The organism is Micrococcus sp. 093350064-1, assembly GCF_053627955.1.
This window is the reverse complement of record NZ_JBSEYU010000026.1, coordinates 1-3721: the sequence shown is the minus strand read 5'-3', so window position 1 is coordinate 3721 and position 3721 is coordinate 1. Positions and strand designations below refer to the sequence as shown.

The 3721-nt window shown below is 55.9% G+C and carries 2 rRNA genes; both read right to left on the bottom strand.

Going from position 1 to position 3721, the window contains the following annotated elements:
* Window positions 1-71 precede the first annotated feature (71 nt).
* Window positions 72-3163, bottom strand: a 23S ribosomal RNA gene (locus ACUW6W_RS11600).
* A 436-nt stretch (window positions 3164-3599) separates the two neighbouring features.
* A 16S ribosomal RNA gene (locus tag ACUW6W_RS11595) occupies window positions 3600-3721 on the bottom strand; the annotation flags it as partial.

Genomic DNA, 3721 nt, shown 5'->3' with positions numbered 1-3721 from the left:
TGCAATCAGACAACCGCACAGTGGACGCGAACACCAACCCATCACCTTGAAGCAAGCAATGGGATAAGAGTGTGTGTAAGTCATCGGCCTATTAGTACTGGTCAGCTTCACGAGTCTTCAGTCCTCGCTTCCACATCCAGCCTATCAACCCAGTGTTCTAGCTGGGGGCCTCACACCCTCAAAGGGGCAAGGAAATCTCATCTCGAAGCCGGCTTCCCGCTTAGATGCTTTCAGCGGTTATCCATCCCGAACGTAGCTAATCAGCCATGCACCTGGCGGTACAACTGACATACCAGAGGTTCGTCCGTCCCGGTCCTCTCGTACTAAGGACAGACCTTCTCAAATTTCCAACGCGCGCAGAGGATAGGGACCGAACTGTCTCACGACGTTCTGAACCCAGCTCGCGTACCGCTTTAATGGGCGAACAGCCCAACCCTTGGGACCTACTCCAGCCCCAGGATGCGACGAGCCGACATCGAGGTGCCAAACCATGCCGTCGATATGGACTCTTGGGCAAGATCAGCCTGTTATCCCCGAGGTACCTTTTATCCGTTGAGCGACGGCCGTTCCACAACGAGCCGCCGGATCACTAGTCCCGACTTTCGTCCCTGCTCGAGCTGCCACTCTCACAGTCAAGCTCCCTTGTGCACTTGCACTCGACACCTGATTGCCAACCAGGCTGAGGGAACCTTTGGGCGCCTCCGTTACATTTTGGGAGGCAACCGCCCCAGTTAAACTACCCATCAGGCACTGTCCCTGACCCGGATCACGGGCCGAAGTTAGATATCCAGAGTGACCAGAGTGGTATTTCAACGGCGACTCCACGAACACTGGCGTGCCCGCTTCACAGTCTCCCACCTATCCTACACAAGTCACACCGAATACCAATACCAAACTATAGTAAAGGTCACGGGGTCTTTCCGTCCTTCTGCGCGTAACGAGCATCTTTACTCGTAATGCAATTTCGCCGAGTTCATGGTTGAGACAGCGGGGAAGTCGTTACTCCATTCGTGCAGGTCGGAACTTACCCGACAAGGAATTTCGCTACCTTAGGATGGTTATAGTTACCACCGCCGTTTACTGGGGCTTAAGTTCTCCGCTTCGCCGAAGCTAACGGGTCCCCTTAACCTTCCAGCACCGGGCAGGAGTCAGTCCATATACATCGTCTTACGACTTCGCATGGACCTGTGTTTTTGATAAACAGTCGCTTCCCCCTGGTCTCTGCGGCCCCGATCCCCTCACACCAGCACGTGGTGCTCAAGGTTGGGGCCCCCCTTCTCCCGAAGTTACGGGGGCATTTTGCCGAGTTCCTTAACCATGATTCTCTCGATCGCCTTAGTATTCTCTACCTGACCACCTGTGTCGGTTTAGGGTACGGGCAGTTTGAACCTCGCGCCGATGCTTTTCTAGGCAGCATAGGATCACCGGATCACCCACCACGTGGGCGCCCATCAGGTCTCAGGCATACAGCCGGCGGATTTACCTACCGGCAGCCCTACACCCTTAGACCAGGTCATTTCCATTGCCCGGCCCGGCTACCTTCCTGCGTCACACCTGTTAATGCGCTTGCCTCCCCGGTTCAGGTCCCGCGCTCCCCATCACCGACCCCGTCAAAGACGGGGTTCGGGATGGTTCGGGCGGTTAGTATCACCGGCTCAGCATGGGCGGTTCTTCACTGGTACGGGAATATCAACCCGTTGTCCATCGACTACGCCTGTCGGCCTCGCCTTAGGTCCCGACTTACCCAGGGCAGATTAGCTTGACCCTGGAACCCTTAGTCATCCGGCGGACGGGTTTCTCACCCGTCTTTCGCTACTCATGCCTGCATTCTCACTCGTCCACAATCCACCAGAAGTTACCCGCTGGCTTCACCTCGTGAACGACGCTCCCCTACCCATCCAGCAAAACTGAATGCCACGGTTTCGGCGGTGTACTTGAGCCCCGCTACATTGTCGGCGCGGAATCACTTGACCAGTGAGCTATTACGCACTCTTTCAAGGGTGGCTGCTTCTAAGCCAACCTCCTGGTTGTCTCAGCAACTCCACATCCTTTCCCACTTAGCACACGCTTAGGGGCCTTAACCGGTGGTCTGGGCTGTTTCCCTCTCGACTATGAAGCTTATCCCCCACAGTCTCACTGCCACGCTCTCACTTCCCGGCATTCGGAGTTTGGCTGAAGTCAGTAACCTTGTAGGGCCCATCGTCCATCCAGTAGCTCTACCTCCGGGAAGAAACACGTGACGCTGCACCTAAATGCATTTCGGGGAGAACCAGCTATCACGGAGTTTGATTGGCCTTTCACCCCTACCCACAGCTCATCCCCTCCATTTTCAACTGAAGTGGGTTCGGTCCTCCACGCGCTCTTACACGCGCTTCAACCTGGCCATGGGTAGATCACTCCGCTTCGGGTCTAGGACACGCGACTCAATCGCCCTATTCAGACTCGCTTTCGCTACGGCTTCCCCACACGGGTTAACCTCGCCACGTATCACTAACTCGCAGGCTCATTCTTCAAAAGGCACGCTGTCACCCCACAAGGAGGCTCCAACGGTTTGTAGGCACATGGTTTCAGGTACTATTTCACTCCCCTCCCGGGGTACTTTTCACCATTCCCTCACGGTACTGATCCGCTATCGGTCAACAGGTAGTATTCAGGCTTACCAGGTGGTCCTGGCAGATTCACACGGGATTCCTCGGGCCCCGTGCTACTCGGGCAACCCTCCAACAGCGGCGGAACACATTTCGACTACGGGACTCTCACCCTCTACGGTCCAGCATCCACACTGGTTCGTCTATATGCCCGCACCTCACTGCGCCATGCCGGCAGACATGACAAGGAGGGGCCCACAACACCGCACATGCAACCCCTGCCGGGTATCACACACATACGGTTTAGCCCCATCCGCGTTCGCTCGCCACTACTAACGGAATCACTTTTGTTTTCTCTTCCTGTGGGTACTGAGATGTTTCACTTCCCCACGTTCCCTCCACCCGGTCTATGTGTTCAACCGGGGGTCACACGACACGTCGTGCGGGGTTTCCCCATTCGGAAATCCTGGTCTCAACGTCCGGTTATCGACTCCACCAGGCTTATCGCAGATTCCCACGTCCTTCTTCGGCTCCTGTTGCCAAGGCATCCACCATGCGCCCTTGGAAACTTTCACACACAATGAAAGTCCTCAAATGAGCAATATCTAACTAAGATGTCATTCTCGGCGTCACCACACCTCACACCACCCCAGGGGGAACAGTGCGATCAACGATGCAGCAACAAAAAAATAAGATGCTCGCGTCCACTATGCAGTTCTCAAACAACAACCCACACCCCATCCACCAACCCTCAAGGCCAGCTTCACAAGGCACGGAGACCAGAAACAACAACCCCAACCCTCACAGGTCAGGGCACCTGCTGTTCCAGGACCCAACAGTGTGCCAACACCAGCTCGCAGCCACCAACACCACCCATTCCAACCACACCCGCAAAGGCATGACGTACTCGAGCACTGCCGGCACCACCACTGGCACCATTCATTGATGTTCCACCCATGAGCAACCCGCCATCACACACGCGGTGATGCAACGGGCACTGATGCTCCTTAGAAAGGAGGTGATCCAGCCGCACCTTCCGGTACGGCTACCTTGTTACGACTTAGTCCCAATCGCTGGTCCCACCTTCGACGGCTCCCCCCACAAGGGTTAGGCCACCGGCTTCGGGTGTTACC